Genomic DNA, 26,927 nt, shown 5'->3' with positions numbered 1-26,927 from the left:
TCCCCGCCCGGCGCGTCCATTCTGTCCGAAGCGGCTAGGCGCGCACAACCCGGAGGTATTCCTCGGCGCTGATGACGCCGTCGAGGATTTTCGCGCGGCAGCTTTCGGCCATGGGGCGCATGCCGGCGCCTTCGGCGATGGCTTCGGCGCCGGCTTCGGCGAGGATGAGGCCGCGGACTTTCGGGGTGATTTCGAGGATTTCGAAGACCCCCGTGCGGCCGTGGGTGCCGGTGTGGTGGCAGGCGGGGCAGCCGGCGCCTTTGTGGAGGCGCTTGGTGTCCCCGGGCAGCCGCAGGGCCTCCAGCAGGTCCTTCCCGGGCTTGTAGGCCTTCTTGCACTCGGGGCAGATTTTGCGGACGAGGCGCTGGCCGACGACGGCGGTGAGGGCGGCGGAGATGAGGAAGGGCGCGATGCCCATGTTGCGGAGGGTGCCGACGGCCTCGACGGCGTCGTTGGTGTGCAGGGTGCTGAAGACGAGGTGTCCGGTCATGGCGGCGCGCACGGCGATCTGGGCGGTCTCAACGTCGCGGATTTCGCCGATGAGGAGGACGTCAATGTCCTGGCGCAGGGTGGCGCGGAGCGTGGCGGCGAAGGTGAGGCCGATGTCGGTGTCCACCTGGACCTGGTTGATGCCGGGGAGCTGGTACTCCACGGGGTCCTCGATGGTGACGATGCTTTCGCTGAAAACGTCCTTCTGGTTGAGGGCGGCGTAGAGGGTGGTGGTCTTGCCGCTGCCCGTGGGCCCGGTGACGAGGATCATGCCGTAGGGCTGGCCGACGAGGCGGAGCATGGTCTTCTCGTCGGCCTTGTCCATGCCGAGGTCGCGGATGCCCGAGAGGACGGCGGCCTGGTCGAGGAGGCGCATGACGACGCGCTCGCCGAGGAAGGTGGGCAGGGTGGCCACGCGGATGTCGAGGCTGCGTCCGTTGATGAGGTCCTTGAGGTGTCCGTCCTGGGGGTGGCGGGTCTCGGTGATGTCCATGTCGGCGAGGATTTTCACGCGCGAGACGACGGCGTGGTGCTGGGCCCTGGGCAGGCTCATGACATCGTGGAGGACGCCGTCAATGCGGTAGCGGACGCGCGTTTCGGGGTCCTGCGGGTCGAGGTGGATGTCCGTGGCGCCGGCGTTCACCGCGCCCTCGAGGATGGTCGAGACCAGTTTCACCACCGGCGTGCCCTGCGCCTGCTTCGCCAGCTCGGTGAACCGGTTTCCCTCGTCCGGGCCGCGCGTTGTGTCCATGGCCTGTTCTCCTGTCCGCGCCTGCGGCGCGGGGGTGGGCTCCGTTTCCTCCGGCATGCCGTGCATGTCCTCCGCCTCCTCCAGCTCCTGGTAGCGCGAGCGGATCTCGTCGGCAAGGTTGTCGCTGGCCGTGAGCAGGGCGTGCATGCGTTTTCCGAGGAGCACGCCGACCTCCTGCACGCGCTCGCGCGCCTGCGGACTCGTGACGAGGACCGTGAGCCGGTCTCCCTCCAGGGCAACGGGGAGCATGCCGCACTTGAGGCAGAGGCCGTGGGGGACGGCGTCGAGGGCCTCGGCGGCGCTGGGGGTCTTGTCGAGGTCGGCGAACTCCATGCCGGTCTGGTCGGCGAGGGCGACGGCGATGGCGCGCCGCGTGACGAAGCCGCGCTCCAGCAGGATGCTGCCGAGGAGGCGGCCGCTGCGGCTCTGCTCGCCCAGGGCCTCCTCCAGCTGGGCGCGCGTGACGCTCTCCCGCCGCACGAGGGTCTCGCCCAGGGTGTTGTGCGCCTTGCGCGACGACGGCGAGTGGAACTCGTAGCGGAGGATGCCCTCCAGTGTCTCGAAGCCGATCTTGCGGGCCTGCACCAGCGCGCGGTACCAGGGCACGCCGCTCTGGGCGGCCGTCTCCCGGACGCGGTCCAGCTCCTCGCGTGTGATCAGCTCACGGCGCACCAGCTCCTCGCCGCCGGGGTGGTTTATTCGCTCTTCGGCCATGCTCCGGTTCCCTTTCTTCGCAGACAGACGATTATATCCCCCGCCGCCGTATTCGGCAAGGGTGGGGCGGCGGTGGCCGTCTGGGAAGATCCGACCGATCCGACCGATCCGACGGATCCGTCCGATCGGTCGGATCATCGGACGGGCCCGACAGGCATGACCAGCATCCGGCGGGCAAAATCCGCGCAGGCCCCCCGCGCCCGGGTGCGCAAAAATGGCGCGCCCGCCCCCCGGTTCCGATATTATTCGGCATTTCCCGTTTGGCACGGGGTCTGCTCTTGCAGACACGCCCCAAAACGGGGCAGGAGCTGAAGGTTATGGAAAGACACACAGAAAGACACCCCGGCCCGGGACGGCGTGCGGTGTGCGCGGGCCTGGCGGCGGTGATGCTGGCGGCGGCCTCCTGCGCGCGGCACACTCCCCGCCATACCCCGGCCTCCGTGGCCCCGCCCGCCACGCTGGCGGCCGCGGTTCTCCCCGCTGCGGCGCCGTCCCCCGCGCCCGCGCCGGTGACCGACCTGACGCTGGAGGAGCTGCTCCGCCTGGCGGTGGCGCGCAACACGTCCATCGAGGTGAGCGCCTACGACGTCCACATTGCGGCGCAGGCGGTGCCGGAGGCGCGGGCGGCCTTTGACCCGGCCCTCTCGGCCACGGTGCGCTACGGCGAGCGGAACACGCCGGGCACGGCGGGGGCCAACCGGACGGCCGCGACGACGACCGGCGCGGGCACAGGGGCCGTGACAGGGCCGGCGGGCACGGAGGGCCTGACGGCGGCGCTCACGGCGGTGCAGACGCTGGTGACGCAGATGTCGCGGGTCTACGGGGCGGTGTCGGAGCCGTCGGTGGTGGTGGACCACACGGCCTCCTCGAGCGCGGGCGTCACCATCTCCTGGCCGCAGCCCACGGGCACCATCGTGAGCGTTTCCGGCGACTATGCGGGCAGCGACAGCGACGGCGCGGCGGCGGAGCATTCGGGGTCGTGGACCGCCGCGGTGACCCAGGCGCTGCTGCGCGATTTTGGGACCGATGTGAACCTGGTCGCCCTGCGGCAGGCGCGGAACTCCGAAGCCATCGCGGGGCTGGCGTTCCGCGAGCAGGTGCTCGTCCTGCTCCATGAGACCGAGACCGCGTACTGGGAGCTGGCGCTGGCGCGGCGCACCCTGGACATCCGGCGCGCGGCCCTGAAGCTGGCGGAGGAGCAGCTCGCGCGGACGGACGCGCAGATCGCCCTTGGAAAGCTGTACGGCAAGGCCCGCGTGTCCGCGGAGGCGGAGGTGGCGGCCCAGGAGGCGGCCCTGCGCGCCGCCGAGGCGGAGGTCACGCGGCGCACGACGGACCTGTGGCTGCTGGTCGCCCCCGAAAACACGGCGGCGGACACGGCCGCCTTCGGCGCCATTGCCCTGCCCGACCCGCCGGCGGCCGACTGCGACTACGCGCGGTCGGCGGCGCTGGCGCGGGTCTTCCGTCCCGACCTGGGCCAGGCGCGGCTGGCGACGGCCAACGGCGACCTGTCGGTGCTGGCGGCGCGCAACGGGCTGCTGCCGCGGCTGGACGGGTTTGTGAGCTACGGGCTGAACAGCCAGGGGACCGGATCCGGGGCGTGGTCCTCGTCGCTGGACGACCGGACCTATGAGGCTTTCGAGGCGGGCCTGAACTTCGAGATGACGCTGGGCAACCGCGCGGAGAAGGCGCGGCTGGAGCGGGCGCGGCTTCAGGTCCGCCAGGCGGAGGCGCGGGTCCGCCACCTGGAGCGCTCCGCGGACGCGGAGGTGCAGAACGCGGTGACGGAGGCGCTGAGCCAGCACGCGCAGACGGCGGCGGCGCGGAAGGAGGCGGCGGCGCGGGAGGAGGCGCTGGCGGTGGCGGCCGAGAGTTTCCGCCTGGGCCGGTCCGACAGTCTGGACGTCCTGCAGGCGCAGCGGGACTACATTGCGGCGCGGGTGTCCGAGGCCACCGCCGTCGCGCGGAGCCTGCAGGCGCTCTCCGCCCTGCACCGGGCCGAGGGCACCCTGGCCGCGCGCCATGGGATTGTGCTGGAAACGCTTGAGGAGGACCTGTGATGAAGAAGCTTCTGGTCGTGCTGGCGCTTGCGGGCGCCGCCGCGGGCGCGGGCGTGTGGTTCCTGGGCGCGCGGCGCGCGCAGACGGCGGCGGACACCCAGGCGGCGCCGACGGCAACCGTGGTCCGCGGCGCCATCCGCGAGGAGGTGTCCTGCGACGGGTCCGTCGTGTCGAACCTCGACGTGGAGATCAAGAGCAAGGCCTCCGGCGAGATCATCGAGCTTCCCTACGACATCGGCGACTCGGTGAAGAAGGGCGACCTGCTCATGAGCATCCTCCCCGTGGACGAGGAGCGCAACGTGCGCCAGGCCGAGGTGCGCCTGGAGGCCGCCGAGGCCAAGCTCGCCCGGGCGAAGCGGGAGCTGGAGGTGTCGGAGCAGGACTTGGTGCGGTCGCGCATGGAGGCCGACGCCGCCATGAGCACCGCCGAGGCGTCCCGCCGCGACCAGGAGGAGAAGACCCGCCGCCTGCGGGCGCTGCTGGAGAAGGAGTACGCGAGCCAGGAGGAGGTGGACACGGCCGAGGCGGCCGCCGTGCAGGCGGAGAGCGGCGTGGAGAAGGCCCGCGCGGGGGTGCAGGGGGTGCGCGTGGCCGAGGCGAGGCTCGACCTGCTCCGGGAGGACATCAAGCTGGCCGCGGCCGATGTGGAGGTCTGCCAGCTGGACCTCCAGAACGCGCAGCAGCGGCTGCTGGAGACCAAGGTCTACGCGCCGGTCAGCGGCGTCATCTCCGACCGCCTCGTGCAGCAGGGCCAGATCATCTCGTCGCCCACCATGAACGTCGGCGGCGGCACGGCGCTCCTCGTCGTGTCCGACCTGTCCCGCGTTTTTGTCACGGCGCTGGTGGACGAGAGCGACATGGGCAAGGTTGCCATCGGGCAGGCGGCGGAGGTGAAGGTGGACGCGTTTCCCGACACCGTGTTCCGCGGGTCCGTCGTGCGCCTCGCCGTCACGGGGGACAAGGTGTCCAACGTGGTCACCTTCGAGGCGAAGGTGGAGGTGTTCGACGAGCGGAAGACCCTGCTGCGCCCCGAAATGACGGCGGACATCAGCATCCTCACGGGGGAAACGGCGGACGCGCTGCTGGTGCCCGGGGAGGCGGTGCTGCGCGACGCGAAGGGGGCCTATGTGAACCGTCCGGGGGGCGCGCCGGGCGCGCCGCCGGTGCGGGCGGACGTGACCACGGGGATGGACGACGGCGAGCGCACGGAGATCCTCTCGGGGCTCGGCGAGGGCGACGCGGTGCTCATGGTCCCGGCGGTGACGAAGGAGAAGGAGCGGGGGATGTTCGGCCCGCCGCCCGGGCCGCCCCCGGGCATGTGACGGGCGGACAGCCGCAACGGGTGAAAGGAGACGGACCATGGACGCGGTGATCGAGGCGAGGGACCTGGTGAAGGCCTACACGCTCGGCGGGGCGACGGTGCGCGCGCTGAACGGCGTGTCCCTCACGGTGGGGCGCGGCGAGATGGTCGCCGTGACCGGGGCCTCGGGAAGCGGCAAGTCCACGCTGATGCACATTCTGGGCTGCCTCGGCTCCCCCGACAGCGGGTCGTACCTGCTGGGGGGCGAGGACGTGTCGCTGCTCACGGGCAACCGGCTCGCGCAGATCCGCAACCGGTACATCGGCCTCGTGTTCCAGACCTTCAACCTGCTGCCGCGCCTGAGCGCGCTGGAGAACGTCGAGCTGCCGCTGCTGTACGCGGGGGCGGCGGGGGCGCGCAGGCGGGCCGCGTCGGCGCTGGAGTCGGTGGGGCTGTCCGACCGCATGCACCACGAGCCGGCCCGCATGTCCGGCGGCCAGCGCCAGCGCGTGGCCATCGCGCGGGCCATCGTGACGGACCCGATGGTGCTGTTCGCCGACGAGCCGACGGGCGCGCTGGACACGAAGACGGGCCGCGAGATCATGGAGGTCTTCGACGGCCTCCACCGGGACGGCCGGACGCTGGTCATGATCACGCACGATCCGCGCATCGCCGGCGCCTGCGGCCGCCGGATCGAGCTGGAGGACGGCCGCATCCTCAGCGACGTCCGCGACGGGAAAGGGTGACGCCATGCTGTTCTGGACCACGCTCAAGGTCGCGCTGCGCAGCCTGTGGGCCGCGAAGATGCGCTCGCTGCTCTCCATGCTCGGCATCGTCATCGGCGTCGGCGCCGTCATCGCCATGCTCGCCGTCGGCGCGGGCGCGCAGAAGCAGGTGCTCGGCCACATCACCGCCCTCGGCTCCAACCTGCTCATGGTCATGCCCGGCCAGCCCCGCACCGGCGGCGTGCGCTCGGGCGCCGTGGAGACCCTCTTGCTGGAGGACGCCGGGGCGATCGCCGCCGGGGTGGGGGAAGTGCTCTCCCTGTCGCCCGTGGTCCGCGGCACCGGCCAGTTCAAGTTCTTCGGGGCGAACAAGCAGTCCTCCGTCATGGGGGTGAACCCCGGGTACCTCGGCCTGCGCAACTTCGAGATCGCCGCGGGCCGGATGTTCACGGAGAGCGAGGTTGCCCGGCGCGCCAAGGTGGCCGTGCTCGGCGCGGACCTGGCGGCCGACCTCTTCGGCGCCGCCGACCCGGTCGGGCAGACGGTGAAGGTCAACGGCTCCGCCTTCCTCGTCGTGGGGGCGCTTCAGGCCAAGGGCACGCAGGGCCCCTTCAGCTTCGACGACCAGGCGCTGGTCCCCCACACGACCGCCATGAAGCGGCTCTTCGGGAAGGATTATCTCGACGAGATAGACGTGCAGACCACGCCCGACGCGGACCAGGCGGCGGTGCAGGCGGGCATCGAGCAGCTGCTCCGTCGGCGGCACGAAATCCGGTTCGGCCAGGGCGACGACTTCCACGTGCGGAACATGGCGGAGATGGTGGAGACGGCGACCACGGTCACGGGGATCTTCTCGCTTCTGCTCGGGTCGGTGGCGGCCATCTCGCTGTTTGTGGGCGGCATCGGCATCATGAACATCATGCTGGTCACGGTGACCGAGCGCACGCGGGAGATCGGCATCCGCAAGGCCATCGGCGCGCGCGACGCGGACATTCTGGCGCAGTTCCTTCTGGAGGCGGTGCTGATGAGCGCCCTGGGCGGCGTGACGGGGGTGGGGGTGGGCGTGGCGGTCGCCCGCCTCAGCGGCCTGGTCAGCGGCTTCGAGGCCGTCGTCCAGCCGCAGAGCGTGGCGCTGGCCTTCTCCTTCGCCGTGCTGGTGGGCGTGTTCTTCGGGTTCTACCCCGCCCGGCGCGCCGCCGCCCTCGACCCCATAGACGCCCTCAGCTACGAGTAGGGCGGCGTTCTCTTCGGAGCATCCGACCGATCCGACGGATCCGTCCGATCGGTCGGATCAACCGGACGGGTCGGACAGGTCCGACTTGTGCGAGGTCTCCGCCGCCGTTCAGGCGCGGGGTTTGGCGCCTGTGAGGGCTTTCCGGGGGAGCCCTCCGCGCAGGAGCGTTGCGCCGTCCAGCCCGCAGATGGTGCAGACCACGCGGTCGGGCCGGATGTCCACCACGGCGAAGGAGGCCGCCTGGCCCCGGTCGCGCGGGGCCTTGAGGTGGCCGGGGTTCACCCGCAGCGCGCCGCCGTCGGGGGCGATGCGCGCGGTGTGGGTGTGGCCCGAAAGGAGCAGGTGCGCGCCGGCGCTCTCCTGGGCCAGCGTGCCCTCGTCATGCGCCATGGCCACGACGAGGCCGTCCGCCGTCTCCCGGCGCGCGTTGGGGATGCGCCAGTCGTGGAAGGCGTCGCACCACAGCCCCGGCACGGCCCACACCTCCGGCGCGGCCGCCGCCAGCGCCAGCGCGTCGTCCCAGTCATCCCCCAGATGCGCCAGCACCGACGCGCCGAAACGGTCCCGTAGCAGGTCCGCCGCGCGGAACATCAGCGCCAGGTTTCCATGAGTGTCGCTCAACACGCCGAGGATCATGCCGGAGTCCCCGCCGCCGGACGCAACCGCCGCGCCCCGCGACCGGAGAGTACCTTACCACGCCCGCGCCGCGCGCTGTCACAATTACGGCGCGCCGAAAAGCGTGGTTGAACCTGAACAATTAATCCGGTACAGTACTTGAACCGCATTGCGCACCAGTTTGTGGCGTGCGCTGTGCTACCGGGGGTGGGACGGCCCCACACGCCTTCGGCCGGGGAGTTTTCTGGGGCGGAGGAAGAGGGAACATGAGCTGGTATCTTGAGGTCTGGAAAAACTACGCTGATTTCGGAGGCCGCGCGCGGAGGAAGGAATACTGGTTCTTCATCCTGTTCAACTCGCTGGCCTATTTTGCGCTCTCGATTCTAGACGTGCTGATGTTTAAAGGCCAGCCCGTGGTGTCCACGCTGTACGCGCTTGCCATTCTCGTGCCCTCGCTTTCGGTGACCTTCCGGCGGCTCCATGACACGGGCAGGAGTGCGTGGTGGATCCTGATCGGACTGATTCCCCTGATCGGCGGCATCTGGTTTCTTATCCTGCTCTGTCTGGACAGCGAGGGCGGGGCCAATCAGTACGGCCCTAACCCGAAGGTGTAGCGTTTCTCTCCACGCCTTTCCCTATCGGTGTTCATCGCTGTTCATCGGTGGTTTCCCCTCTTCCCGCGCCGCCGTGCCCCTGCGGAGGGCGCTGAGCCGGGGGTAGTGCCGGACGAGCCAGGGGGGCGGGTCCACGTGGAGGGTGTCGAGGGCGTGCTGCAGCTCGAGGGCGTTGACTACGGCCTGGCCCCGGTAGTGGTTGTTGGTGACGATGAAGAGGTCGTTCACCTTTTTCGCCATGCTCCGCGCGCGCGTCACCCACTCCGCAAGTTCGCCGCCGGCGTAGAGGTAGTTGTAGCGGTCGTCGCGGTCGGAGGTCTGGCGGAACCAGTGCTCGGCGTTGCGCCCGTGGAGGCGGATGTAGCCCGCGCGCGCGGTGACGCGGTCGGACGGGAGCAGGCACCCGCGCAGGGGCGGCTGGTCCACGGCGCACAGGGTGACGCCGCGCGCCTCCAGGCCGGTGTAGAACGCGGCGCGGTCCCAGGAGTCGTGGCGGACCTCGACGGCGAGGGGCAGGCCCTCAAAGGCGTCGGCGAGGCGCGCCAGCCGGACGCGGTTTTCCTCCGTGCGCCGGAAACTCCAGGGGAACTGCGCGAGGAGCATGCCGAGCCGTCCGGCGTCGCGCAGGGGGCGGAGGCCCTCCAGGAAGCGCGCGGCGGCCTCGGGGAAAGCGTCGAATTCGGGGTCATGGGTGAAGCCGCGCCAGAGCTTGGCGCAGAAGGCGAAGCGGGGGTTGGCGGCGACGAGTTCGGGCCAGCGCCGGGTCTGGTGCGGATCCATCAGGCGGTAGAAGGTGACGTTGATCTCGACGGTGTCGAACCATTCCGACAGCAGGGAGAGCGGGGGACGGGTGCGGGGCATGTCCTCCGGGTAGACGATCCCCCGCCAGTCGTCGTAGGCCCAGCCGGCCGGGCCGACGCGGATGCGCGCGGGGGCGCCCACAGCGCGGGGCCCGTCAGGAGGTGATGGTCATGAAGGTGACGTCGCAGTCGAGCCCCTTGCCGGAGGGCGCGGGGCGCATGGTGTCCACCTTGTAGACCGTCACGAGGGTGTCGCCGCCGTAGAGGTCGTGGAGGAGCGAGACCAGCTCCTTGAGGGGGACCTCCTGGAGGCGGAGCTGGACCATGGGCTGCTTCGGCGAGGCGTTGCGCGGCTTGTACTGTTCGAGCTGGGCCTTGGACCGGAGCCCGCGCTTGTTGAGCAGGCTGTCCACATGGGAGAAGAGGGAGAAGTCAACCCGGCGCTTGGCGAGCTGGTCCATGAGCTGTTTCTGGCGCTCGAGGCGCTCCTGGACGTCGAGGCTGGCCATCTGCTCCAGCTGGAGCTCGTCCCGGGCGGACTGGAGGTCGGCCTTCGCGCGCAGGCTGGCCTTGCGCGGTCCGGCGGGCACGTAGAGGGCCAGCATGGCCACGAGGGTCACGGCGAGGAGGCCCATGGCGAGGCCGGCCTGTTCCCGGCGGTCAAGACTGCGTTTCATCTTCAATCTCCTGGGTGGGCCGGAAGGCGCGGATGCGGAAGGTGGTCCGGTCCCCCTGCAGGCGGATGCTGGTGTCGTCGGCCACCTTGAACAGGGTGGACTTCTTCAGCTCCTCGAACATGGTGTTGAACTGCTCGGCGGCGGGGGTCTCGCCGGCGATGGTGACCCAGGCGCCGCGGGAGCCGGGCGCGGCCACCTTGATCTCCGTGACGGTCACGAGGTTCTCCGGCATGCGCGCGCCGATCTCCTTCATGATGTCCAGAAGCGGCGGGTCGCCGAAGGGCGTGATGTCCACGTCCTCGCCGAGGCCCTGGGTGGCCAGGGCGTCGGTCTCGGCGCGGATTTCGGCGGTCTTCGCGCGGAGCTGCTCCGTGAGGGCGCGGGTGGCCGAGGTGGCCTGGTGATAGTAGAAGGCCCACCCCAGCACGAGGGCCAGGGCCAGGCAGGACGAGAACAGCAGGTGCGACACCATGCCCGCCACGGTGCCCTCCCAGCCGCGCTCCGTGCGGCCCAGGTCGAAGGCGAACTCGCCGCGGGCCGCGCTGGCCCCCGCGCCGACCACGGCCTCCCACCGGTTGAACCGGGCCAGGTCGCCGTCGCGCTTGAGGACCGAGGCCCCGCCGCGCAGTTCGGCGAGGAGGAAGACGGGGGCGACGGGCAGCCCCAGGGCGGCGGAGAAGGCGTCGAGCGTCTCCGGCGCCGGGTCCACGCCCGTGAGGCCGATCTCCGCGATTTCCGCGCCGCCGCCGCGCCATCCGGCGAGGAAGGCGCGCAGTGTGTTGCGCGCCTCGCGGGCCATGCGCGCGGGGTCCTCCAGGAAATCGGCCGCGCCGATGGGGATGTGGCGGAAGAAGGCGAGGGTGCGGCCGCTGACGACGGCGAGGCAGGCGCCCTCCTCGCGGAGGTGGAGGACCGCCTCCAGCCCGGTGCGGGACCGGCGGGTGTGGTGCCACAGGGCGGTGAGGCCCGACACGTCGAGGCTGACGGACTCCACGTCCACGCCGGCGGCGTCGAGGATGGCGGTGTACTCCTCCAGGTGTTTCCGGCGGATGCCGACGGCCAGCACGTCCGTCTCGCCGCCGGACTCGCCGATGACCAGGTGGTCCACGGCGATCTCCTCCAGCGGGAAGGGCAGGTGCGGCTCCAGCTCGAAGGGGACCGACTTGGCGACGCGGGCGGCGCCCCGGAAGGGCACGCGCAGGTTGCGGACGGTGGCGCGTGCGGAGTCCACGCACAGGACGTAGGCGGCGGGCCGCTGGCGCAGGGTGTTGAGGGCCGCGTCGAGGGCGGCGGCCAGGGCGGCGGGCCGGTCGTCGGGGGTTTCGCAGGCCACGGGGGCGGCGGCGGTCTCCAGGATCTCCGGGAGCCGGCCGCCCGCGCGCACCACGGCGACGCGCACCTCGTCGCGGGCGAATTCGATGGATGCCACTTTCGCGCCAAAGGCCATGTCAGACCACTCCCCGGGGGGCGGCCAAAGGCGCCCCGCCGTGTTTGCCCCCCGGCGCGCCGGCCGGGATGCGCCACCATACCTGAATCATTGGATCACCTTCCAGTCCAGAATGCGGAAGGGTGTGAGGGGCACCGGGTTGCCCGCCTGGGCCAGGGCGCCGCCCGTGCCTGACGCGGACTGCTCGAGGCCCGACACGTCCAGCGGGGTCCGGAAGACGAAGGCCTCGACACGGGCCAGCGTTTCGCCGACCATGCCGTCGCCGTGGATGCGGAAGGTTGTGCTGTTCACGCGGAACATCCGGCTCACGGAATTCTGCTGCCGGAGCTGGTCCTGGAGCTGGGGGTTCGTCACATTGTTGAGGTCCGTTCCGGTGCCGGTGTTGGGCCGGACCACGCCGGGCGGGGTGGTGGCGGGCTTCCGGGCGGTGTTGCGGCCGCCCCCGCCCCCCCCGAAGGAGGTTTCCGGCATGATCTGCTTTTCGGCGCTCTTCATGGCGCCCGCGGCGGATTCGGGCGTCCGCTGCTTGGTTGCCCGGGTGATGGCGTCCGTCGTGGCGGGCCTGCCCGCGCCTGGGTTCTTGCCGTCGGCGCCAAGTGCGGCGTCGGCGGGCATCATGGGGCCCAGCATGCCCGTGAGGCGGTTGAGGTCCTCATAGGGCTGTGTCTGCACCTCGTCGTAGATCTGGCGGGCGACGGCGATGTCCTCGTTGCCCGTGTAGCCGCCGAGGACCGCGGCGATGACCTCCTCGCGGGCCGTGTTCACATTGACGCGGCCCTCCCAGTCGCCTTGGACGGTGAGATACTCGGAGAGGGGGAGCTGCTCCAGGGCCGGGTCGCCGAAATAGAGGTCTGCCGTGATGCCTTTGATGAGGAGCAGCTCCTCGACGGCGTCCATGGGGCCGTTCTTGCAGGGGAAGGGGTTCTCCAGCCCCATGTAATAGCTGTTTTCCGCGCCCTCGGGCTCCTCGGCGTCCATGTCGTCGTAGTCGAGCCAGTCAATGATGGCGTCCACGGGGTCGCCCTCGCTGTCGCTGCGCAGGTTGAAGAAGCTGCGCAGCGCCGTGATCAGCTCCTCGTTGCGCACGGGCTGGCCGTCGTCGCTGACGGAGATGAGGGCGTTCAGGTTGAGCTTGCCGCACTCGTCGGAGATGGAGGTGCGCATCATGGCGCCGTTGAGGGGCTCGAAGGGCAGGCCCGAGGCCCACCCGGAGGGGTCCAACAGGCTGTCCACCTCGGGCATGCCGTTCATTTCCGTCTCCAGCAGGTCGTCGAGGAGCAGCGACAGGCCGTTGGCGGCGGCCGACTTCGCGGCGAGCAGGGCCTCAAAGTCCGCCGAGCTGTTCTGGACGAGGGACGCGGTCACCTGGCTCTCGTAGAGGAAGCCGAAGACCAGGGCGGTGAGGACGGCGGTGAAGACGAGGGCGAGCAGCAGGGCCACGCCCCGCTCGCCGCCGCGTCTTTTCCGGCCCGTGTCACTTCCTCGCGCCACGTTTCGTGTCCTCCGTGAGGTTCTGGTCCGTTTCGGCCCAGTCCACCGCCCGCATGTGGTTCTTGTCGGGGAAGGGCTCCGTCAGCCCGGCGCCCGGCGCCAGGGGAATCATCACGTCCAGGTCGGCGGCCTCGAAGCCGCCGTCCCCCTGCACGGGGGGCGCCTCCTCGGCGCCGCGCGGAAAGTTCACCCGGACCCACACCGCCCAGGGCAGGCGCTGCTCCGCCAGGGAGTCCCAGTCCTCCAGCCATTCCTCCGTCATGCCGTCGAAATACTGCACGTCGAAGGAGGCCACCGGCACGGCGCGCTCCGAGACGGGCAGCTCGGCGGTGCCCGACAGGTCGCCGCCGAGGTCGTCCTGCCGCTGCACGGGGTACTCGCTGATCACCAGGGCCATGGCGGGGCGCTCGGGGTCGCCGGGGTAGCCCATGGCGGCCCAGTCCAGGTCGTTTTCGGGCACCATGGTGTACTCGACGACCTTCATTTCCCCGGGCAGGGCGAAGGCCCCCGGCATGGGCAGGGCGGCGACGAAGCGCAGGGTGTCCCCCGGGCCGAAGGCGCCGTCGCCGGTCTCGCCCAGGAAGGCGAACTCCGACATGAGGCCGGCCTGGTCCGCGTACACGGACGAGAGATTCGTTTTGAGGCTCCGGTGGAGCGCCTGGCGCACGAGCAGGCGGTCCGACTCGTCGCGGGCGGCGGCCATGGTGTCCGTCACGGAGGCAAAGGTCATGTGGACCATGATGGTGATCACCACCAGGACCAGCATGGCCACCAGCAGCTCCAGGAGCGTGAAGCCCCGGGAGGTGGCACGGGCTTCCAGCCCGTGTTGGGGGTGTGCGGCCTGGCGTCTCATTGCGAGCCCCCCGAGAACATGCCGCCCGACCGGCCCCGCGAAGAGGCCCCCCGGGAGGAGGAGGCGCCCGAACTGCGCGAGGAGCCCCGGGCGCCCATGCCCTGCATCGCGCCGGAGCCGCCCGATCCGCGGCTGGCCGCGCCGCTCTTGATGGAGGACTCGCCGGTCAGCTCGCCGCCGCCGGACGTCTCGGACTCTGTGTTGTTGAAGACGAAGAAGTCGAGCGACTGGGTGTCGTCGGGGGTGGTGAGGGTGGCGGTGACCTGGTAGAGGGGGACCATCTCGTCGGTGCCCGCGGGGACGGCCTCGAAGGACCAGGAGAAGCCCTCGTGGGCGGCGCCGAACTCGCCGCCGCCGCTGAGGGTGCCGGTCATCACGGCGACCTCGGCGCGGCCGACAGCGCTCTCCAGGAGCATGCGGCGGTCCGCCTGGTCCATGCCCTCCACCACGAGGTTCATGGCGGAGTAGTGCGCGCTGACCAGGACGAAGAGGGAGGTGGAGAGCACGCCCAGCGCCACGAGCACCTCCATGAGCGTGAAGCCGCCGTCCTTTCGCGCGCAGCGCGCCGGGGCGTGCACGGTCAGACGTCCTGCTTGCCGGTGCGCGACACGCCGCGCCCGGAGAGGGGGTCCCACCACACGGTCATGTACTCGCCGTCGGCGTTGACCACGTGGAACCCGATGCGCTGCGACAGGCCCAGGGGGGACACCTCAATCTCCACGAGCCCGCGCCCGCTCTTGCCGCCGTCAATGGAGACGCTTTCTATCTGGATGCCCTCGGGCAGCTTCCGCCGCGCGAGGATCGGGTCGCCCAGCTCCTCCTCCACCGGCTCGTCCTCCTCCAGCGTGAACTCCTGCTCGAAGAGCGGGCCCACCTCGTCGAGGAAGCCGTCGGTGTGCACCACGTTTTTCGCCCGCGTCTCCAGCAGCGTGCGGGCGAAGCGGCCGAACTTGTCGTTCATCTGCTGGTCCGCCAGCTCGGCGTCGAAGTCGTCGGGCAGCATGCCGCGGAAGCGGGGGTCGTCCGCCGCGCCGCCCGCCAGCGCGTTGCTCAGGTCGGCGGAGGACATGCCGCTGGACTTTGCGAACTCGCGCAGGAGCGCGGTCTGGTCGGGCGGGGCCTCCTCCCCGTCCTCGGCCACGGGCTCGGGGTAGACGAGCTGGACGGTGTAGTACTCCTGCCGGTCGAGGTCTATGCGGAAGAGGAGGGGGGTCTTGAAGAGGGCGGCCTCGGCCACCACGGCGGAGCCGTAGCCCGCCAGGCGGCGCGCCTCGCCGTCCACCTCGCCGAAGGAGATCAGGTCCACGAGGTACGGCGCGGAGATGCCGGCGATGACGCCGATGATGACGATGACCACGCACAGTTCCAGCAGGGTGAAGCCGCGCGCGCGCGGCCGGGGCCGGGCGCGGAGGCTTCCCGCGGACAGGACGTCGCCGGGGGCGTATGTCGTCGCGGCGGGCTCCATGGGTTTCCGGTCCGCGTCCTTTCTACTCGCTCGTGATGTCGGCGTTCACCTCGTCGCCGCCGGGGGCGCCGTCGGCGCCGTAGGACACGATCTTGAAGGCCCGGGTGCCCTCCTTGGTGTAGACGTAGGCGTTGCCCCAGGGGTCCTTGGGCACCCGGGGCGGGTCCATGAAGGGGGCGATCTCGTCGAGGGTGTTCGGGAGCTTGCGGTTGTTCTTGAGCATGTAGGCGGTGATGGCGGACTTCATGGCCTGGATCTCCGCCTTTGCCTTGGTCTGGTCGGCGTCGTCGAGGGCGCCGAAGAGGTAGACGCCCGCCGTGGTCGCCAGGATGGCGATGATGGCGACGACGACCATCAGCTCGACGAGGGTGAAGCCCGCGGTCCGGGCGCGGCGGGGTGAGGCCTGTTTCTTTTCCATGGGGTTATCCTTTCCCTACGGTTGTGCTCATCTTGAATATGGGCAGCAGGATGGCCAGAACAAGCATGCCCACGAAGAGGCCCATGACGATGATGATCAGGGGCTCGATCAGCGACACGACGGCGTCTATGGCCAGGCGGACGTCCTCGTCGAAGGTGTCCGCCACCTGGATCATCATGTCCTCCAGCTCGCCGCTGCGCTGGCCCAGCTCGATCATGTAGATCATCATGGGGGGGAACATGCCCGTCTCCTTGAGGGGCTGGGCGAGGTCGCGGCCGCGGCGCACGCCGGCCTTCACGTCGTCCATGAAGCCGAGGATGTGCGTGTTCCCGATGATGGTGTTGACCACCTCGAGGGCGGGGAGCATGGTGAGGCCGCTCTGGAGCATGGTGCCGAGGGTGCGCGCGAAGCGCGCGCAGACGATTTTCATGTGGAGCGGGCCGTAGAGGGGGAAGCCCAGCTTCCACCGGTCCCAGGTGCGGCGCCCCTCCTCGCGGGCAGTCCACATGCGCCACAGGAACAGCGCGCCGGCGGCGAGGCCGAGCAGGACGGGCCACCAGGTGCCGAAGAGGTCGCTGGCGGCGATGAGGGCCTTGGTGAGGCCGGGCAGCTCCTGGCCCTGGCGCGCGAAGAGCGTGGTGATGCGCGGCACGATGATGGCCATGAGGAAGATGATGATGCCGAAGGCGAAGGCGGCCATGAAGGCCGGGTAGGCCAGGGCGGAGATGATCTGCGCGCGGAGCTTGGCCTGGCGCTCGAGAATGTCGGCGAGGCGCAGGAGCACCTGCTCCAGCGCGCCGCTGGTCTCGCCCGCGCGCACCATGTTCACATAGAGCTGGGTAAACACCCGCGGGTGCTCCGACAGGGCGTCGCCCAGGCCGCGGCCGCTGTTGACCTTTTCGCGGACCTCGTAGATGACGGCGCGCAGGCGCATGCGGCTGGTCTGGTCAATGAGGGCGCTGAGGGCCTCGACGAGGGGCATGCCGGCGCGCAGGAGCACGGCGAGCTGGCGGGTCATGAGGGCGAGGTCGCGCCCGGAGACCCGGCCGCGGCCGCCGCGCGGGGATCCGGCGCCGGACACGGCGGACCGCGCGGCGCCCGGAGCCGGGGCGGCGGCCGCGCCGGCGCCCTTGTCCTCGCCCATCCAGGTGGGGTAGAGGTCCTGCTCGCGCAGTTTGCGGCGGGCCTGGGCGGCGTTTTCGGCGTCTACGACGCCGTGGACGGCCTTGCCCGTCCCTTTCAGGAGGGCCTTGTATTCAAACACCGCCATGGCTTAGTTGACCACCTCCTCGAGCATCTCGTCGCGCGTCACCCGGAGGATCTCCTCCATGGTGGTCTCGCCGCGGAGCATCTTCTCGGCCCCGTCCTCGCGCAGGGTGCGCATGCCCTGCCTGCGCGCCTCGCGCTTGATGGCGTTGGAGTCCGCGCCCTGCAACACCATCTCCTGGATGCGCGGCGTCATGACCAGCAGCTCGAAGATGCCCGAGCGCCCGTAGTAGCCGCGCCCGGCGCACTTGTCGCAGCCCGTGCCCCGGTACAGGACCCGGACCCGGGGGTCGTCGGGCGGCAGGCCGAGGTCGGCGAGTCCGGCGGGGTCGGGCGTGTACTCCTCCCTGCATGTCGGGCAGATGCGGCGCACGAGGCGCTGCGCCTGGATGGCGATGGTGGAGGAGGTGACGAGGAAGGGCTCGATGCCCATGTTCATGAGTCGGGTGACGGCGCCGGCGCTGTCGTTGGTGTGCAGGGTGGCGAAGACGAGGTGGCCCGTGAGCGAGGCCTGCACCGCCATCTCGGCGGTCTCCATGTCGCGGATCTCGCCGACGAGGATGATGTCGGGGTCCTGGCGCAGGATGCTGCGCAGGCCGGCGGCGAAGGTGAGCCCGATCTTCGGGCGCACCTGGATCTGGCCGATGCCGCCGATGAGGTACTCGATGGGGTCCTCCACCGTGATGATGTTCTTGTCCGGCGAGTTCACCCGCTGGAGCGCCGCGTAGAGGGTGGTGGACTTGCCGGAGCCCGTGGGCCCGGTCACCAGGATGATGCCGTGGGAGCTCAGGATCAGCTTGTCCATGAGCTGGTGGTCCCGCTTGTCCATCCCGAGCTGCTCCAGGCTGAAGAGGAAGTTCCCCTTCTCCAGGATGCGCATCACCACCCGCTCGCCGTGGGCGATGGGGATGATGGAGACGCGGATGTCAATCTCCTTGCCGCTCAGGCGGATCTTGATGCGGCCGTCCTGCGGCAGCCGGTGCTCCGCGATGTTCAGGTTGGCCATGATCTTCACGCGGGAGACCACGGCGGCCTGCTGCGTGCGCGGGATGGTGAACTTCTCGTAGAGGACGCCGTCAATGCGGTAGCGGACGCGGACGGAGTGCTCGAAGGGCTCCATGTGGATGTCCGACGCGCGCTCGCGCACGGCCCCCGAGATGATCAGGTTGATCAGCTTGATGATGGGGGCCTCGTTCGCCAGGTCGAGGAGGTCGCGCTCCGACTCGGCGCCGTCCAGCGTGTGGACCTTGCCCTCGCCCTCCTCCAGGGCCAGGTCGTCAATGAGCTCGCCCGCGTTCTCGCTCTGCTGCTCGAAGTAGAGGTCAATGATGTACTGGATGTCCGCCTTGCGGCAGAGCACCGGCGTGACCGGCGTGTCCAGGAGCAGCCGCAGGTCGTCCAGCGGGTGCAGGCTGATGGGGTCGTTCACCGCCACGAGGCAGGAGGCGCCGTTCTGCCTGTAAGGGACCATGTGGTATTCGCGGATGAAGGCGACGGGCACCTTGGTGGTGAGCGACGAGTCAATCTGGTTGCGCAGGTTGAGCTCGACGCCCATGCCGAACTGCTCGCCGAGGGCCTCCAGGAGGGCGTCCTCCTCGATGTAGCCCAGGTCAAGCAGCAGCTCGGCGAGGCGCTTGGGGCGGATCTTCTGGAGTTCGAGGGCCTCGTCCACCTGCTCCTGGTGGACGGCGCCCCGCGCCACCAGGATCTCGCCAAGTCTCAGGCTTCGGAGGGGTTCCATCACTTACCTCGGTATGTCGCCGCGCTTGAAGGGGTCGCTGGACGCCCGGCCGGTGAGCTCCTCGGAGCGGTTCAGCGTGGGCCGGTAGTTCTCCCGCAGGTCCTTCTTCCGGCTGATCTTCTTGAAGAACCCGGCCTTGAACAGCTCCTCGACGTTCGCGTCGTAGTAGTCGTTCACCTTCCGTTTTGTCAGCCGGTCGAGGTCCATGCCCTCCTTAACGATGTGGGGCGTCAAAAGGACGACCATGTTGCGCTTTTCCCTGCGGTCCGCCTTGGAGGAGAAGAGCCACCCGATCACGGGGATGTCGCCCAGGATCGGCGGCTGGGTCCGGTCGCGCTTGGAGTTGTCGCGGATGAGCCCCGCCATCACCGCCGTGGCCCCGTCCTTCACGAGCGCCTTGTTGGTGACCACCGACTTGTTGGTCGTCGGGCCGACGATGTCCACGGTGCCGATCTGCTTGGCGTCCGTGTCGGAAATCTCGATCTCCGTCTGCACGAGCACGTTGTCGCCCTCGGAAATCTGCGGGGTGACCTTGAGCTTGATGCCGACCTCCTGGCGCTCGACGCGGGTGTAGCCGCCGTACATGCCGACGTCGGCCGTCCCGTCCGTGCGGCGCGAGCTGCTGGTGCTGGTGATGAAGGGCACCTCCTGGCCGACCACGATGGTGGCCTCCTCGTTGTCCAGCGTGACCAGGCTGGGCTGCGAGAGCACCTCCACGTCGGAGATCTTCTCGATGGCCTGGAGCAGCAGGGGCACGAAGGGGATGCGGACCCGCTGCCCGTTGTAGTTCACGATCACGTCGTCGTAGATGCCCGTGGTGAGCCCGCCCTCGGTGCCCATGCCGTACAGGGCGCTTGCCAGGGCCATCCTGCGCCCGCCCACGATCTCCGTGGCCGTCGCCGCCGCCTTGTTCAGCTCGTCCAGGTTCGCCGTGTTCGTCAGGCCGAACCCGTCGTTGCCCGTCACCGACGCGGCGTCCACGGTCAGCCCGAAGTCGTTGCTGATGGTCACGTCCATGACCACCGCCTCCACGCAGACCTGGCGCTGGGGCACGTCGAGCCGCGCGATGAAGGCCTCCAGGATCTTGTAGTCCTGGGGCGCGGCCACGATGAGCAGGGAGTTTGTCTGGTCGTAGCGCGTGATCTGCACCTTCTGCTCGAAGGGCTGCACGTCGCCCGCCGCGCCGCCGCCGCCGGAGGACATGGCCGGGGCCGAGGGCGCGGGCGCGCCGCCCGCCGCGCCGCCGCCCGTCGAGCGGGAGGTGGAGGTCTTGCGCGGCGACGAGCCGACCAGCGGCTGCAGCGCCTGCTCCACGGCCTCCGCGTCCGCGTTCAAAAGCTGGTAGATGTGCAGGTTGTTCGCCTCGTAGGGCGTCGGCGTGTCCAGGCGCTTCACCAAATCGCGCACCTTGGCCATCATGCCCTCGGACGCCACCACGATCAGCGTGTTGAGCCGCTCGTCGGGCACCATGCGCAGGGTTTCGGCGTTGGAGCCGATGACCTGGGAGGCGCCGCCGCCCGCGGGGACGCCGGGGCGCGCGGCGCGGACGGGCCGCACGGGGGTCGGGGCCATGGGCTGGGGCATTCCGGGGCGCCCGGAGGGGGAGCCGCCCTCCTCCAGGAGCACCTGGTTGAGCTGGTTCATGAGCACCTCGGCGCGGGTGTACTCCAGGGTGAACAGCTCCATCTGGGTCTCGAGCCCCGGCACGTCCACCTCCTCCAGGAAGGCCATCATGCGGCGGACGCCCTCCGCCGTGTCCGTGATGATCAGGGTGTTCGTCGGGGCGTAGGTGTCCACCAGGGCGTTGCGGGTGCCCAGGATTTTCAGCACCTGCTGGATTTCCGCGCCGTCGGAGTACTTGAGCGTGACGACATGCGTCGAGAAGGCGTCGAAGCCCTCCGGCAGCTTCTCGCCGTCCTTCAGGAAGAGCGGCGTCTTGCCCGAGGTCGGCGCGTCCTGCGTGGCGACGATCTTGACCAGGTGCCCGTCGAGGCTCTCCACCAGGGAGAAGCCGCGGGTGTTCAGGATGGACTCGAGCACCTCGTAGGCCAGTTCGGGCGGAATCTTGTCATGGGTGATCAGCGTGACGGTGGTGGCCCCGATGTTGGGGTCCACGTCGAAGTTGCGCCCCGTCAGCTTGGCGATCGTCTCGATCACCTCGGCCAGGGCGGCGTCGCGGAAGTCGAAATTCACCGGCTCCGCCGCCGTCTCCCCGGTCTTTTCCTCGTTGGGTGTGGCGGCGCGCTCCGCCGCCGGCCCCGTCGTGGGGGCCTCGCCCGGCGCGACCGTCGGCGGGCGCAGGTTGGAGAAGCGCGAGGAGGCCCGGGACGGCGGCGGCTGGACGCTGGGCCGGGACATGGACCGCGGCGCGGGCGCGCCGACGCGCGCGGGGGGCATTTCAGGCATGGGGCGCAGGCGCGACGCCGGGTCAACGGGCGCCGCGGGGGGCAGTTCATCGGCCACCGCCGGCGGCGGGGGCGCGGGCATTTCCCCGGCCGCCGGAACCTCCTCCACGGCGGGCGGGGCCACGGGCATCTCCTGCCCGGCGGGCGGGGCCATTTCCTCCGCGGGCTGCGCCTCGATCTCCTCGGGGAACTCCTCGTCCTGGGCCGCGGCGAAGGGCGCCACCGCCAGCGCAAGCGCCGCCGCCAGCAGCCCCGCGGCCAGCCGTCCCCTGATGCCGGCGAAAAGTGCTTTTCTCATCATGCCTCGCTTCCGCCCGGAACGGCGCCCGCCGGGCCGGGTTGCCTATTCCAGTCGGTAGGTGATGACCTTCGGTTTGCCGTCGCGCAGAATGCCGATCCGGAGGGAGGTGGCCGTCTGGTACTTCTGCACCATCTCCATGATCTTGTCCTCGCTGTCCAGCTTCTCGTTGTTCACCGTCTGCAGGATGTCGTTCTCCTGCACGCCGAGCCGCTGGGCGAGGGGAAACTCGCCGATCCCCGCCGCCGTGATCCCCAGCACGTTCCCGTTCTCGTCCGTCGCCAGCTCCGGGCGGATGTTCACCAGGGACGCGTAGTTCTCCGCCACCTCCGCGATCATCTCGTCCCGCTTCAGCGTGATCCGCTCCGACGGCTCCGCCACCGTCTCCGGCGCGGGGGCCGCCGCCGGGGGCGCCGAAGGCCCCGCCCCGGACTCCTCCTCCTCCTCGTCCATCCGCAGCCGCTCCCGCTGGGGCGGCGTCGTCGCCCGGTTCAGCAGGATCACCTCGCGGGGAAACACCTCGTCCAGCGCCACCGAATCCGCCACCTCTTCTCCGATGAAATAGCTCTTGCCGGGGTCGTTCCCCTCCTTCTCGCCGATGAAGGCCACGGCGAAGGGGCTCTTGGGGGACAGGGCCACCGTGCCGATGAGCCGCAGGCTCAGCGTTGTCTCCGAAATGTCGTCCGCCGGCGCCACCTCCTCCACCACCGGCGCCTCCTCGGGAACCGCCCCCGGATCCCAGCGGCCCGCCTCACCAAACAGCCCCCCGCCCGCCACCCCGTCGTAAAACTCCCGGTCTGACACATGGGCCAGGGGCGCGACGGGGGCGGCGCCGCCCTCGTCCGGGGGCAGCAACGCCTCGACGGACTGCGGGGGGCGGCTCATCTCATGGGCGACCAAAGCCGCGACCCCGAGAAACAGGGCCGTCAACAGCAGGTCCACGCAGATGAATATCTGCCTGATGCGCAGTCCTCGAACCATGCATTCCTCAACGGCCCGCCGCGCAGGACGGCAGGCCTTTCGTACGTTTCACGCTCCCCGCACAAGGCATGCTGCGGAACCCGCCGGACCCCGGGACGGCACACACCGCTCCCCCGGTCCGGAGGGATAACGCCGCTGTGGACGTAAATGGTTGACAATTCTCCGGATGTCCACAGCGCCACAATATATAGTGTATGCCATTCCCCCTTCGCCGCGCAATGATCCGCGCCCTTCATATGGAAGACCGTTCTCGGACTTCTTCGAGAGGGGCGCCTTCTTTGGAGGCTGGTTGCGTTTCACCGGGTCGCCATGAGCCGCCTGCCCACGCAGGACACCAGGACGGGCGGAGAGGATCCCTCCGGGGCGAAGAACTAACGTCCGCCATGGTCTGCCCCGCGTCCATCACTTCATGCACAAAATCCCCGTTGGTGGTCAGGGGCCCGCAGGCAACCTTATCCGCAGCTATTTCCGGAAATCGTCCAGTATGTCCAATTTGTCTGGACATACTGGCGGATTTATGGTAGAATGGGGGCATGAGGACCATGATGGACATACGGCGGGGTGCCCGCTCGGACCTGATGGATTACCAGCAACTGACCGGTCTGCTGGAGGACTATGTCAAGCCGAGGGACCGCATCGGGGCGCTGACCGCACGGGGCGACCTGGTCCGGGTGCGCAAGGGGCTCTATGTATTCGGCGAACCCTGGCGGCGGCGGGCCGTGGACCGCCTCCAGTTGGCCAATCTGGTCTACGGGCCGTCGTATGTGAGTCTGGATTCGGCCCTCGCCCTGCACGGCCTGATCCCGGAGCGGGTCGAGGAGGTCACCTCCGTGACCACCGGTGTCCGGCGGCGTTTCGACACCCCGTTCGGGGTGTTTTCCTACACCCCCCTGCCGCCGCACCGCTACACCCCCGGCATGGCCTGGCGGGACGGGGAAGGCGGCCCGGTTCTGGCGGCCACCCCGGAGAAGGCGTTGGCCGACAAGGTGTGGACGGACAAGCGCTTCTATCCGGGACGGCTGGGGGACTTCGACGCCTATCTGTTCGATGACCTGCGGGTGGACCCGGAGCGCCTCGGCGCGCTGGACTTGGAACGGCTGAACGCGATTGCGCGGGCCTACGGGTCCAAGAAGGTCACGCTGCTGGCGCGGTGGCTGGCGCGCCGCGCGGAGGGGGGCGCATGAACGAGGCCGTGGAGCAGATGCTGGCGCGGTTTCCCCGGGAGACGGCGGAGGACCATGCGAACGCCCTCCGGGAGGTGCTCCAGCAGATCGCCCTGCTGGGCCTGTGGCGCGCGAAGTTCTTCGAGCACGCCGCCTTCTACGGCGACACGGCGCTCCGCGTGCTGCACGGGCTCGACCGCTACTCCGAGGACCTGGACTTTTCGCTCCTTGCGCCCGATCCGGCATTCCCCCTCGGCGGTTACGGCGACGCCCTCCGCCGCGAGCTGGCCTCGTTCGGGTTTGAGGTGGACTTCGAGGCGCGGCCGCGGCGGGAGGACTCCGCCATCGCCTCCGCCTTCCTGCGGGCCAACACCCTCCGCCAGATGATCGTCATCCGTCCGGGGGAGGGGGCCGTGGGCGGGATCCACGCGCGGGAACTCCTGAAGATCACGCTGGAGGTGGACACGGACCCGCCCCCGGGCTTCGCCACCGAGAGCCGGACCGTGCTGCTGCCGGTGCCCTTCGCCGTGCGCGTCTACACCCTCCCCGACCTCTTTGCGGGCAAGATGCACGCCCTGCTGTGCCGGAAGTGGGGCGGGCGCGTCAAGGGCAGGGACTGGTACGATTTCGTGTGGTGCGCCGCGCGGCACCCGGGCCTGCGTCTTTCCCACTTGGAGGCCCGCATGCGCTCTTCCGGCCACTGGACCGGCGATGCCCTCACCCCGGACGCCTTTCACGGCCTGTTCCGCGGCGCCGTGGGCGCCCTCAACGTGAAACAGGCCCGGGACGAGGTCCGGCCCTTCGTCCGCGACCCGGACGCCCTGGCCCTGTGGTCCCGGGAGTTCTTCCTGGAGACCGCCGGGAGAATCGTGCTCGTGTGACGTTGGGGAGGGCGGTTGGGGCCGCTTAGGGCTGGGGGGCCGCCTCGGCGACGGGCCGCCAGTGCGTGCCCTGGATGCAGGGGGGCTCGCCTGCTTTCTCGGACTGGTAGTAGACGGTCCACACGGAGCCGTCGTCCAGTTCCACGGAGGCGGGGTAGCCCATGTCCCCGTCGGGGGCCGTGCTGAGGCGGGTCTCCTGCGCCGCGTCCCAGGTGCGGCCGCCGTCTCGGCTGAGGCAGGCGTAGACGCCCATCTCGCCCCAGCGCTTCGCGTAGGACAGCAGCAGCGCGCCGCCGCGCAGGCGCAGGACGTGCGGCGGCAGGCCGCACACGGGGGTTGCATGCGGCGCGCCCCACGTGCGCCCGCCGTCCGCGCTCTCCGACTGCCGCAGGAAGTGCTCCCCGTTGCAGTCGCGGAAGAGGGCGACCAGCCGCCCGTCCCCCGTGTCCGCGAGATGGGGCTCGTCATAGCTGAGCATCTGGGCGTCCGCGGGCACGGGGAAGACGGCGAGGTCGGCCCAGGTGCGGCCGTCGTCCTTTGACTCCTGCAGGGCGACCGCATAGGGCGATTCTGCCGGGGGGCCGTTCCAGTCCTTCGGCTCGCCGTGGGAGCAGTGCGGGCGCTGGCCGAGGTAAAGGAGGCGGCCGTCGTCCAGCTGGACGGGGCCGTGGGGCGTGGTGACGGCGGTGCGGACGGGCGCGTTCCAGGTGCGGCCGCTGTCCTCCGACCGGATGACCCAGTGGCCCTGCCACTCGCCGCCGTAGGGGCCCGTGAACCAGCTCACGACCATCGCGCCGGTCTTCGTGCGCAGGATGCCGGAGTCGCGGTCGTCTATGGGCGTGTCGAACACCGTCACCGGCGGCTCCCAGGTCTTCCCGCCGTCCGCGCTGCGGACCATCCGCACCTTGCCGTCGTTCGACAGGTGGCCGCTCCGGTCGCCGGAGTAGACCACCAGCAGGTCGCCGTTCGGCGCCTGGGCGATGCTCGGCCAGCCGCAGAAGCGGCCCGGCTCGCGGGCGACGATCACGGACACCGGCGCGGCGGAAATGGTCCCGCACGCCAGAAAGAGTGCGGCGGCAAGCGGAAAGAGCACGGAGCGGGGCATGTGGGGAACCTCCCATGGGTGTGGGGGACAGTATAGGGCAGGGGGGCGGGCGGTGTGAAAATCCTGCAAGGGGGCCCTGGGGGGTGCGCAAGAATTTCCCAAAACGGACGGGGGATACTGGGACGGGTTCCTGTTTGCGGCCCCGCGTCTTTGTTTTGAAGACTTTTTAACGCAAAGGCGCGGAGACGCCAGGGCGCAGAGGGAAAGCCCGTGTCCCCGGCATCGCCGTGACGGGGGGGCGCGGGTCGGCGCATTGGCGCGGGGCTTGCTACAATGTCCGCATCAGGAGCGCCGCGCAAGACCGGCGCGCACCAAGGAGTACACGCCATGAACAACGAAACGAACACCGGATGGCTGCGGAAATCCTGGATCAGCCCCCTGCTGACGGGCTGTTTTGTCGCCACGGCGGGCACGGGGGTTCTCATGCTGCTGCATGTCCGGGGGCTGATGCCGGTGGTCAAGCCGCTGCACGAGGGGATCAGCATCCTCTTTCTGGTCGCCGGACTCCTGCATGTGCTGGTGAACTGGCGTCTGCTGCTCCGGTATTTCCAGGAGCGGCGCGAGGCGTGGGTGGCCCTGGGAATCGCCTGTGTGGTGGCCGTTGTCCTGGCCGTGATGGGCGCGCTGCACGGCGGCACCCGGCCGCACGGCCCCGGATTCCCGGACGGCCCGCCGCCCCGGCACCAGGCACCCCCCGCCGAGTAGGCCGGAAGACGCATGCCCTTTCCGGGGGGCGACGCGCGCTTTCCGCCGCAACTGACAGGAGAGACGGACATGTCCGAGAAGAAACGCCCGTGGTGGCAGTACCTGCTGGCCGTAGTGGGCGCGGGATACCTCGTGGCCGGGGCGGCGTGGGGGGTGCATGCCTTGGCGAAGCGTCCGGCGGGGCCGCGGGGGCCGTCGGAGATCGCCGCGCACCCGGAGCGGGCGGGGGAGATTATGGCGCGCGAGCGCGCGGAGGAAATGAAGCAGCGCCTGGGCCTCAGCGACGAACAGACGGCGAAGATCGCCGAACTGCTGAAGGCCGACGCGGACGGCCCTCCGGGGCCGGCGAGCATGCGCGCCGTGATGGAAAAAATCCGGGAAGTGCTTACCCCCGAACAGCGCGAGAAGATGGGCGGGGGCCCCGGCGCCCTCGGCCCGCCCCCGGGCATGCGGGGCGGCCCCGGCCAGCGCGTCACCCCGGAGCGGATGGAGGCGCTGAAGGAGCACATGACGCCCGAACAGCGGCAGAAGTTTGACGCGGGGATGAAACGGATGCAGGAGCGGCGCGGCGCCATGCGCGGCCGATTTGGCGGCGGTCCCGGCGGGATGCCGCCCGGCCCTCCTCCCGGCCCTCCTCCCGGCGGGATGCCGCCCGGCCCGCCGCCCGGCGAGGGCCCGCCCCCGCCGCCCATGCCCTGACTGGAAAAAGACGCTTTCCAAGGAGAGGCT

The 26,927-nt window shown here is 70.2% G+C and carries 23 protein-coding genes and 1 pseudogene; 9 read left to right on the top strand and 15 right to left on the bottom strand.

Annotated elements, in window-relative coordinates; genetic code table 11:
• Positions 1–34: 34 nt before the first annotated feature.
• Entirely contained in the window at positions 35–1,954 is a 1,920-nt protein-coding gene (locus tag GXY15_12100) for a type II/IV secretion system protein (protein NLV41953.1), read from the bottom strand.
• Positions 1,955–2,271: 317 nt separating this feature from the next.
• On the opposite strand from GXY15_12100, the gene GXY15_12095 reads away from it, so the two are divergent.
• The 4 genes from GXY15_12095 to GXY15_12080 are packed head-to-tail and all read left to right on the top strand — an operon-like array spanning position 2,272 to position 7,273.
• Positions 2,272–4,014 carry a TolC family protein gene (locus GXY15_12095; protein ID NLV41952.1) on the top strand — a complete coding sequence of 581 codons (1,743 nt, stop codon included), beginning with the start codon at positions 2,272–2,274 and terminating at the stop codon, positions 4,012–4,014.
• Positions 4,014–5,336 (top strand): efflux RND transporter periplasmic adaptor subunit, encoded by a 1,323-nt coding sequence (locus tag GXY15_12090; protein NLV41951.1) that lies wholly within the window; start codon positions 4,014–4,016, stop codon positions 5,334–5,336. The genes GXY15_12095 and GXY15_12090 overlap by 1 nt, the downstream gene beginning before the upstream one ends.
• 37 nt (positions 5,337–5,373) lie before the next feature.
• Entirely contained in the window at positions 5,374–6,060 is a 687-nt protein-coding gene (locus GXY15_12085; GenBank protein NLV41950.1) for an ABC transporter ATP-binding protein, read from the top strand.
• A gap of 4 nt (positions 6,061–6,064) precedes the next feature.
• Positions 6,065–7,273: an FtsX-like permease family protein gene (locus GXY15_12080; protein ID NLV41949.1), complete on the top strand. Its 1,209-nt coding sequence runs from the start codon at positions 6,065–6,067 to the stop codon at positions 7,271–7,273.
• A 108-nt stretch (positions 7,274–7,381) separates the two neighbouring features.
• Here the strand turns inward: GXY15_12080 and GXY15_12075 are convergent, their stop codons facing one another.
• Complete coding sequence (locus tag GXY15_12075) at positions 7,382–7,909, bottom strand: metallophosphoesterase family protein (GenBank protein NLV41948.1); 528 nt, start codon at positions 7,907–7,909, stop codon at positions 7,382–7,384.
• A gap of 245 nt (positions 7,910–8,154) precedes the next feature.
• Here GXY15_12075 and GXY15_12070 point away from each other — a divergent pair, with 245 nt between their 5' ends.
• On the top strand, positions 8,155–8,502 hold the full coding sequence (locus GXY15_12070) for a DUF805 domain-containing protein (protein ID NLV41947.1): 348 nt from the start codon (positions 8,155–8,157) through the stop codon (positions 8,500–8,502).
• 21 nt (positions 8,503–8,523) lie between these two features.
• On the opposite strand, the gene GXY15_12065 is transcribed toward GXY15_12070, so the two are convergent.
• The 12 genes and pseudogenes from GXY15_12065 to GXY15_12010 all read right to left on the bottom strand — a co-directional run bounded on the left by GXY15_12065 (position 8,524) and on the right by GXY15_12010 (position 22,344).
• Positions 8,524–9,444, bottom strand: coding sequence for a DUF72 domain-containing protein (locus GXY15_12065; protein ID NLV41946.1), 921 nt, complete (start codon positions 9,442–9,444; stop codon positions 8,524–8,526).
• A 13-nt stretch (positions 9,445–9,457) separates the two neighbouring features.
• On the bottom strand, positions 9,458–9,979 hold the full coding sequence (locus GXY15_12060) for a hypothetical protein (GenBank protein ID NLV41945.1): 522 nt from the start codon (positions 9,977–9,979) through the stop codon (positions 9,458–9,460).
• A complete protein-coding gene (locus GXY15_12055) occupies positions 9,963–11,426 on the bottom strand; it encodes a pilus assembly protein PilM (GenBank protein NLV41944.1) in 1,464 nt (487 codons plus the stop codon). Before GXY15_12055 ends, GXY15_12060 begins: the two co-directional genes overlap by 17 nt.
• 87 nt (positions 11,427–11,513) lie before the next feature.
• On the bottom strand, positions 11,514–12,917 hold the full coding sequence (locus GXY15_12050) for a general secretion pathway protein GspK (GenBank protein NLV41943.1): 1,404 nt from the start codon (positions 12,915–12,917) through the stop codon (positions 11,514–11,516).
• Positions 12,901–13,770: a prepilin-type N-terminal cleavage/methylation domain-containing protein gene (locus GXY15_12045; GenBank protein NLV41942.1), complete on the bottom strand. Its 870-nt coding sequence runs from the start codon at positions 13,768–13,770 to the stop codon at positions 12,901–12,903. Before GXY15_12045 ends, GXY15_12050 begins: the two co-directional genes overlap by 17 nt.
• Positions 13,767–14,348, bottom strand: coding sequence for a prepilin-type N-terminal cleavage/methylation domain-containing protein (locus GXY15_12040; protein ID NLV41941.1), 582 nt, complete (start codon positions 14,346–14,348; stop codon positions 13,767–13,769). Before GXY15_12040 ends, GXY15_12045 begins: the two co-directional genes overlap by 4 nt.
• A gap of 734 nt (positions 14,349–15,082) precedes the next feature.
• Positions 15,083–15,235, bottom strand: a pseudogene (locus tag GXY15_12035) (prepilin-type N-terminal cleavage/methylation domain-containing protein).
• Between the two features lie 22 nt (positions 15,236–15,257).
• Positions 15,258–15,653, bottom strand: coding sequence for a prepilin-type N-terminal cleavage/methylation domain-containing protein (locus GXY15_12030; protein NLV41940.1), 396 nt, complete (start codon positions 15,651–15,653; stop codon positions 15,258–15,260).
• Positions 15,654–15,657: 4 nt separating this feature from the next.
• Positions 15,658–16,923, bottom strand: a complete 1,266-nt coding sequence (gene gspF, locus GXY15_12025; GenBank protein NLV41939.1) for a type II secretion system inner membrane protein GspF — start codon at positions 16,921–16,923, stop codon at positions 15,658–15,660.
• 3 nt (positions 16,924–16,926) lie between these two features.
• Entirely contained in the window at positions 16,927–18,660 is a 1,734-nt protein-coding gene (gene gspE, locus GXY15_12020) for a type II secretion system ATPase GspE (GenBank protein NLV41938.1), read from the bottom strand.
• A gap of 3 nt (positions 18,661–18,663) precedes the next feature.
• On the bottom strand, positions 18,664–21,366 hold the full coding sequence (gene gspD / locus GXY15_12015) for a type II secretion system secretin GspD (GenBank protein NLV41937.1): 2,703 nt from the start codon (positions 21,364–21,366) through the stop codon (positions 18,664–18,666).
• 42 nt (positions 21,367–21,408) lie between these two features.
• Entirely contained in the window at positions 21,409–22,344 is a 936-nt protein-coding gene (locus GXY15_12010; protein ID NLV41936.1) for a hypothetical protein, read from the bottom strand.
• A 533-nt stretch (positions 22,345–22,877) separates the two neighbouring features.
• Between GXY15_12010 and GXY15_12005 the strand changes: the two genes are divergently transcribed.
• Entirely contained in the window at positions 22,878–23,528 is a 651-nt protein-coding gene (locus tag GXY15_12005; protein ID NLV41935.1) for a hypothetical protein, read from the top strand.
• Positions 23,525–24,388, top strand: coding sequence for a nucleotidyl transferase AbiEii/AbiGii toxin family protein (locus GXY15_12000; protein ID NLV41934.1), 864 nt, complete (start codon positions 23,525–23,527; stop codon positions 24,386–24,388). The genes GXY15_12005 and GXY15_12000 overlap by 4 nt, the downstream gene beginning before the upstream one ends.
• A gap of 25 nt (positions 24,389–24,413) precedes the next feature.
• Here the strand turns inward: GXY15_12000 and GXY15_11995 are convergent, their stop codons facing one another.
• A complete protein-coding gene (locus GXY15_11995) occupies positions 24,414–25,493 on the bottom strand; it encodes an exo-alpha-sialidase (protein NLV41933.1) in 1,080 nt (359 codons plus the stop codon).
• Between the two features lie 327 nt (positions 25,494–25,820).
• On the opposite strand from GXY15_11995, the gene GXY15_11990 reads away from it, so the two are divergent.
• Positions 25,821–26,198, top strand: a complete 378-nt coding sequence (locus GXY15_11990) for a DUF4405 domain-containing protein (GenBank protein ID NLV41932.1) — start codon at positions 25,821–25,823, stop codon at positions 26,196–26,198.
• 69 nt (positions 26,199–26,267) lie between these two features.
• Entirely contained in the window at positions 26,268–26,897 is a 630-nt protein-coding gene (locus GXY15_11985; protein NLV41931.1) for a hypothetical protein, read from the top strand.
• The last annotated feature ends 30 nt before the right edge of the window (positions 26,898–26,927 follow it).

Source organism: Candidatus Hydrogenedentota bacterium (genome assembly GCA_012730045.1).
Lineage (GTDB): Bacteria > Hydrogenedentota > Hydrogenedentia > Hydrogenedentales > CAITNO01 > JAAYBR01.
The sequence above is the reverse complement of the archived record's forward strand: the minus strand, read 5'-3'. Positions and strand labels throughout refer to the sequence as shown.

Coding starts and splice junctions, on each gene's coding strand:
- GXY15_12075 (NLV41948.1), bottom strand. CDS start 7,909: ATGATCCTCGGCGTGTTGAGCGACACTCATGGAAACCTGGCGCTGATG.
- GXY15_12060 (NLV41945.1), bottom strand. CDS start 9,979: ATGAAACGCAGTCTTGACCGCCGGGAACAGGCCGGCCTCGCCATGGGC.
- GXY15_12030 (NLV41940.1), bottom strand. CDS start 15,653: ATGGAAAAGAAACAGGCCTCACCCCGCCGCGCCCGGACCGCGGGCTTC.
- GXY15_12000 (NLV41934.1), top strand. CDS start 23,525: ATGAACGAGGCCGTGGAGCAGATGCTGGCGCGGTTTCCCCGGGAGACG.
- gspE (NLV41938.1), bottom strand. CDS start 18,660: ATGGAACCCCTCCGAAGCCTGAGACTTGGCGAGATCCTGGTGGCGCGG.
- gspF (NLV41939.1), bottom strand. CDS start 16,923: ATGGCGGTGTTTGAATACAAGGCCCTCCTGAAAGGGACGGGCAAGGCC.
- GXY15_12090 (NLV41951.1), top strand. CDS start 4,014: ATGAAGAAGCTTCTGGTCGTGCTGGCGCTTGCGGGCGCCGCCGCGGGC.
- GXY15_12085 (NLV41950.1), top strand. CDS start 5,374: ATGGACGCGGTGATCGAGGCGAGGGACCTGGTGAAGGCCTACACGCTC.
- GXY15_11995 (NLV41933.1), bottom strand. CDS start 25,493: ATGCCCCGCTCCGTGCTCTTTCCGCTTGCCGCCGCACTCTTTCTGGCG.
- GXY15_12045 (NLV41942.1), bottom strand. CDS start 13,770: ATGAGACGCCAGGCCGCACACCCCCAACACGGGCTGGAAGCCCGTGCC.
- GXY15_12100 (NLV41953.1), bottom strand. CDS start 1,954: ATGGCCGAAGAGCGAATAAACCACCCCGGCGGCGAGGAGCTGGTGCGC.
- GXY15_12055 (NLV41944.1), bottom strand. CDS start 11,426: ATGGCCTTTGGCGCGAAAGTGGCATCCATCGAATTCGCCCGCGACGAG.
- GXY15_12070 (NLV41947.1), top strand. CDS start 8,155: ATGAGCTGGTATCTTGAGGTCTGGAAAAACTACGCTGATTTCGGAGGC.
- GXY15_12080 (NLV41949.1), top strand. CDS start 6,065: ATGCTGTTCTGGACCACGCTCAAGGTCGCGCTGCGCAGCCTGTGGGCC.
- GXY15_11990 (NLV41932.1), top strand. CDS start 25,821: ATGAACAACGAAACGAACACCGGATGGCTGCGGAAATCCTGGATCAGC.
- GXY15_11985 (NLV41931.1), top strand. CDS start 26,268: ATGTCCGAGAAGAAACGCCCGTGGTGGCAGTACCTGCTGGCCGTAGTG.
- GXY15_12005 (NLV41935.1), top strand. CDS start 22,878: ATGAGGACCATGATGGACATACGGCGGGGTGCCCGCTCGGACCTGATG.
- GXY15_12010 (NLV41936.1), bottom strand. CDS start 22,344: ATGGTTCGAGGACTGCGCATCAGGCAGATATTCATCTGCGTGGACCTG.
- GXY15_12095 (NLV41952.1), top strand. CDS start 2,272: ATGGAAAGACACACAGAAAGACACCCCGGCCCGGGACGGCGTGCGGTG.
- gspD (NLV41937.1), bottom strand. CDS start 21,366: ATGATGAGAAAAGCACTTTTCGCCGGCATCAGGGGACGGCTGGCCGCG.